Raw genomic sequence first — 3,148 nt, 5'->3', positions numbered from 1 at the left:
TGGCCACGTCGACTCCAATGCGCGTAAGCTTCATGGGTGGACTCCTCTTCGCCAGCGACTGGTTCTAATCGCTTCCAGTCTGGCACTTGATGCCGAAGACGGAGAGGAGTCCATCTCATTGCTTCGGATCGGAAGCGGACCTTAGAACTCAAAACGGATTGATAAAGTTAAGTCCCTGGCCGCAGCAAAGCTGCCGCTGAAAGCCCCAATATCCTCGCCAAGTTCAACGCCACCTCTCCAGGCAACTCGTCCACGAAATCGGGGCTTGCCTCGATGTTCGTAATTGCCTCGGCTTCAAATCCGATCAGGTCGCCAAGCTCCTCGACCGTAAGACCCTTTTGCATCCGCGCAAAGCAGATTGCCTGCGCTCTAGAGCCCGCCAGTGCCCCTCCCCCCGGAGGAATGCGAACCGCGTCGTTCAGAGACAGCGCCAATGCGGCACATAGCATTCTTGCCTCCGACAATGTGATGGCGGAAAGCAACTCGTCCTCGTACTGCTCGACATCACCGATCTGATAGACGCTTAGGCCGGAAGCCTTGGCGACCTCAGTCTCGGACAGCCCAAGCTCTAGGCGCCGTCGTTTCAGGATTTCATTCGGCTTCATGGCAAGGGAACCTTATGGCCAGATCCAATGTTCGCGCTATGTCCGCCTCGGGTCGGAAGCGGACATCCTCGCGCCTCTGTGCACAGTCGATCAGTCGGAGCGGTACTTCGTTTCGTCCCGGAGGTCGAGCTTGGCGCCGATCTCCTTTCGCACCTTGGCAAAGCCATGATGCCCAGCCTTGTTCTCCATGCCTTGGCCAAGCTTGTTTGGCTTGCACAACAAACAGCCAGCCCGGCGCGCTTTAGATCGCCCTCGTTTGTGATGCATGCTACTTCCTTGCCTTGTAATGGTCTGGACGCCAAATTCTACAGATTGAAGTCGCATGGTTCGCGACGTCCGCAACGGGTCGAAAACCGGCGTCTTCGGATACGCTCACAAGCCAATCCGCTCACCTGACAAAGCCATCGATTCGCGTCATATAAATCGGATGAAAGTCGGCATTTGCCTTTTTGAATTCGTCCGATGGCGTGCCATAGACCACCCAGCGCGTGAGCTTAGCCACAGCGAAGAATTCCTTCGATAAGGGTCCGAAGCTTTGCGTTTGATGAAGCAGGGCCGCTTTCGAATCCTTGTAGCGCTCAAAGATGTCAACCGTCTTCTGGTCGTCGCTGACATTGAACTCGAACTGTAGCGCACCAGATTCTTTCGCTGTCGCAGCAACAAGCTTTGGTATGAGCGCCTTGAATTTGTCCATCTGGTCGACTGTGACGGTGAAAACCCAGTACACCTGTGCGCCAGGCATCCCCGCCTCCGAGGCTTGGCCGCCCTGCTGGCTGGGCTCCACGGCGAAGCTGGCACTGGTGGCAAACATCAGAATAGCTGCTGCAACGTATTTGATGTTCACGTAGTTCTCCTCGATTTGTGCGGCAACGTTAGGCCAACGTGCAGGGCGAGGGGTGCGGTGGCAAGGGACTGCCGTTTCATGCTGCTCCTTGCCTGGTTGTCCGGAAAGCACCCAGCTTCTTCCGAAGGTCCGCTTCACTTCGGAAGCAGACATTCCACATGCCAAGTGCGATACCGGTCAGGTTGAACATTTACTCCACTGACCGCCGAACACCCCGCTGGCGCCGGCCGCGGGTCCTAGCGGGTGCTGGGCGCAGCTGGCGCGGCGACGTCCGGCGTCACTCTCGGGTGCCTGGACTTCTCAAAGACGCCCAAGCCGATCGCCGTGAGAATCAAGGCGCACAGGATAGCGATGACGATGATTCGCGCTTTCATGGGTTACTCCGTGACGTACGCGGCAAGCTGCTTCAGTGCGTACCGCACCAGGTATGGTGTCGGGCGTGCTGTGTCGTCCAGCACCACCTATCAGCCTATCGCGCGGAACGTGATGCCGATGGCATTGGCCGTTTGCGGATGTGTGAGGACAGCCGGGCCGGGCGGCTGGCGTAAGTAGGCCGGGTCAAAACAGGGGTCAGAGTCGACTTTCCTTCTTTGACGGTGCGCGAGGTCGGAAAGAGTAAAAAAAGGGACGGAGGTAATTAATTCGCGACAATGGACTTAACTACCTCCGTCCCCTAGTCCCGCTGACACTTCCGTGCTCAATTCATCCGCCGGATGCAGGAGGCATCGGACCCTGGTTAGACACAGTCCCAATTCCCTCCGGTCCTCGACGAGGCTCAGACGGGTAGCCGGTCACAGGTGCCGGACGGCCCTGTGTCCAAAGAAACGTGCCGATCAACAAGCTGCCAAAGATCGGAACTAGCCATACGGCCAAAAGCTGCACAAGTTTCTGGCCCGAGGACAGGCCCTCATTGCGCGCGATCAACCAGCTCACGACGCAGTTTAGAAGTCCGTGGCCAATCAACACGTCTTTGAGAACTTCATGCCAGTTCACAACATCGCCCCCAAATGAAAGTGTCCGCTACGCGTCGGAAGCAGATGTTTACCGACCTCCTGACAGGCCCCTAACCTTCTTCACCGTGGCTTCAACTTCGTCCACCGCTCCGGAATTTCCGCAGTTATCGATGTAATTCTGCGGAAGCTTCTCGCTGCCTGCCATTTCGGCGGTATTGGAGTGGCTTACAAAAAGCAGGTATTGCCTTCCGTTGTCCATGGGAAACCTTGCGCTGGTGTTCTCCGATTCCAGCTTGATCCTGTGAGGTGGCTTGCCCTTCAAGGATTCAACGACTTCGACGTCATAGACCGTCCAGTCATAGAACCCGGGATCATCTTGACTTGCCACGTCCCTGCTCGCAGCGACGCGACCGATCACCACCCACTGAGCGGACGCATATTCCTCGGGAACGGATGGATGCCTGGGGACTATTTCCTTACCCCGAAGGTCGATGCAGGCTGCGGTCGCGACGCCGCAGCCAAGCCATAGGCTCGCTGCAAAGAGAATGCATGCCCCCTGTTTCACCAAAGCCCCCTTCTTGGCTGTCGGGCATTGAGCCTATCCGGAAATGACCGCTGTGGGTTGCGACTTCAGCCGGTCATTGCAACACATTGCTGGAATCGTTCGGCCGGTGTTTCAAAGTTGAGTGTCTGTCTTGGACGCTCATTCAATTGCCGAGCCACGGCGTCGAGTTTAGCCTGCGAGT

4 protein-coding genes and 1 pseudogene are annotated in these 3,148 nt (G+C 57.0%); all 5 read right to left on the bottom strand.

Going from position 1 to position 3,148, the window contains the following annotated elements; translation table 11 throughout:
- Nucleotides 1-167 precede the first annotated feature (167 nt).
- The gene (locus tag OQE56_RS20060) at nucleotides 168-605 is read right to left on the bottom strand and encodes a helix-turn-helix domain-containing protein (protein WP_267226855.1); all 438 of its coding nucleotides are present in this window, start codon (nucleotides 603-605) and stop codon (nucleotides 168-170) included.
- A 388-nt stretch (nucleotides 606-993) separates the two neighbouring features.
- Nucleotides 994-1,602 (bottom strand): putative quinol monooxygenase, encoded by a 609-nt coding sequence (locus tag OQE56_RS20055; protein ID WP_267226853.1) that lies wholly within the window; start codon nucleotides 1,600-1,602, stop codon nucleotides 994-996.
- 83 nt (nucleotides 1,603-1,685) lie between these two features.
- The gene (locus OQE56_RS20050) at nucleotides 1,686-1,823 is read right to left on the bottom strand and encodes a hypothetical protein (protein WP_267226851.1); all 138 of its coding nucleotides are present in this window, start codon (nucleotides 1,821-1,823) and stop codon (nucleotides 1,686-1,688) included.
- Nucleotides 1,824-2,490: 667 nt separating this feature from the next.
- Nucleotides 2,491-2,967 carry a hypothetical protein gene (locus tag OQE56_RS20045; RefSeq protein ID WP_267226849.1) on the bottom strand — a complete coding sequence of 159 codons (477 nt, stop codon included), beginning with the start codon at nucleotides 2,965-2,967 and terminating at the stop codon, nucleotides 2,491-2,493.
- A 65-nt stretch (nucleotides 2,968-3,032) separates the two neighbouring features.
- Nucleotides 3,033-3,148, bottom strand: a pseudogene (locus tag OQE56_RS20040) (IS30 family transposase); the annotation flags it as partial.

It is taken from the genome of Dyella silvae (assembly GCF_026421305.1).
In the GTDB taxonomy this organism is placed as follows: domain Bacteria; phylum Pseudomonadota; class Gammaproteobacteria; order Xanthomonadales; family Rhodanobacteraceae; genus Dyella; species Dyella silvae.
This window is presented reverse-complemented; position numbering and strand designations above follow the sequence as displayed.

Coding starts and splice junctions, on each gene's coding strand:
- OQE56_RS20050 (WP_267226851.1), bottom strand. CDS start 1,823: ATGAAAGCGCGAATCATCGTCATCGCTATCCTGTGCGCCTTGATTCTC.
- OQE56_RS20055 (WP_267226853.1), bottom strand. CDS start 1,602: ATGTCTGCTTCCGAAGTGAAGCGGACCTTCGGAAGAAGCTGGGTGCTT.
- OQE56_RS20060 (WP_267226855.1), bottom strand. CDS start 605: ATGAAGCCGAATGAAATCCTGAAACGACGGCGCCTAGAGCTTGGGCTG.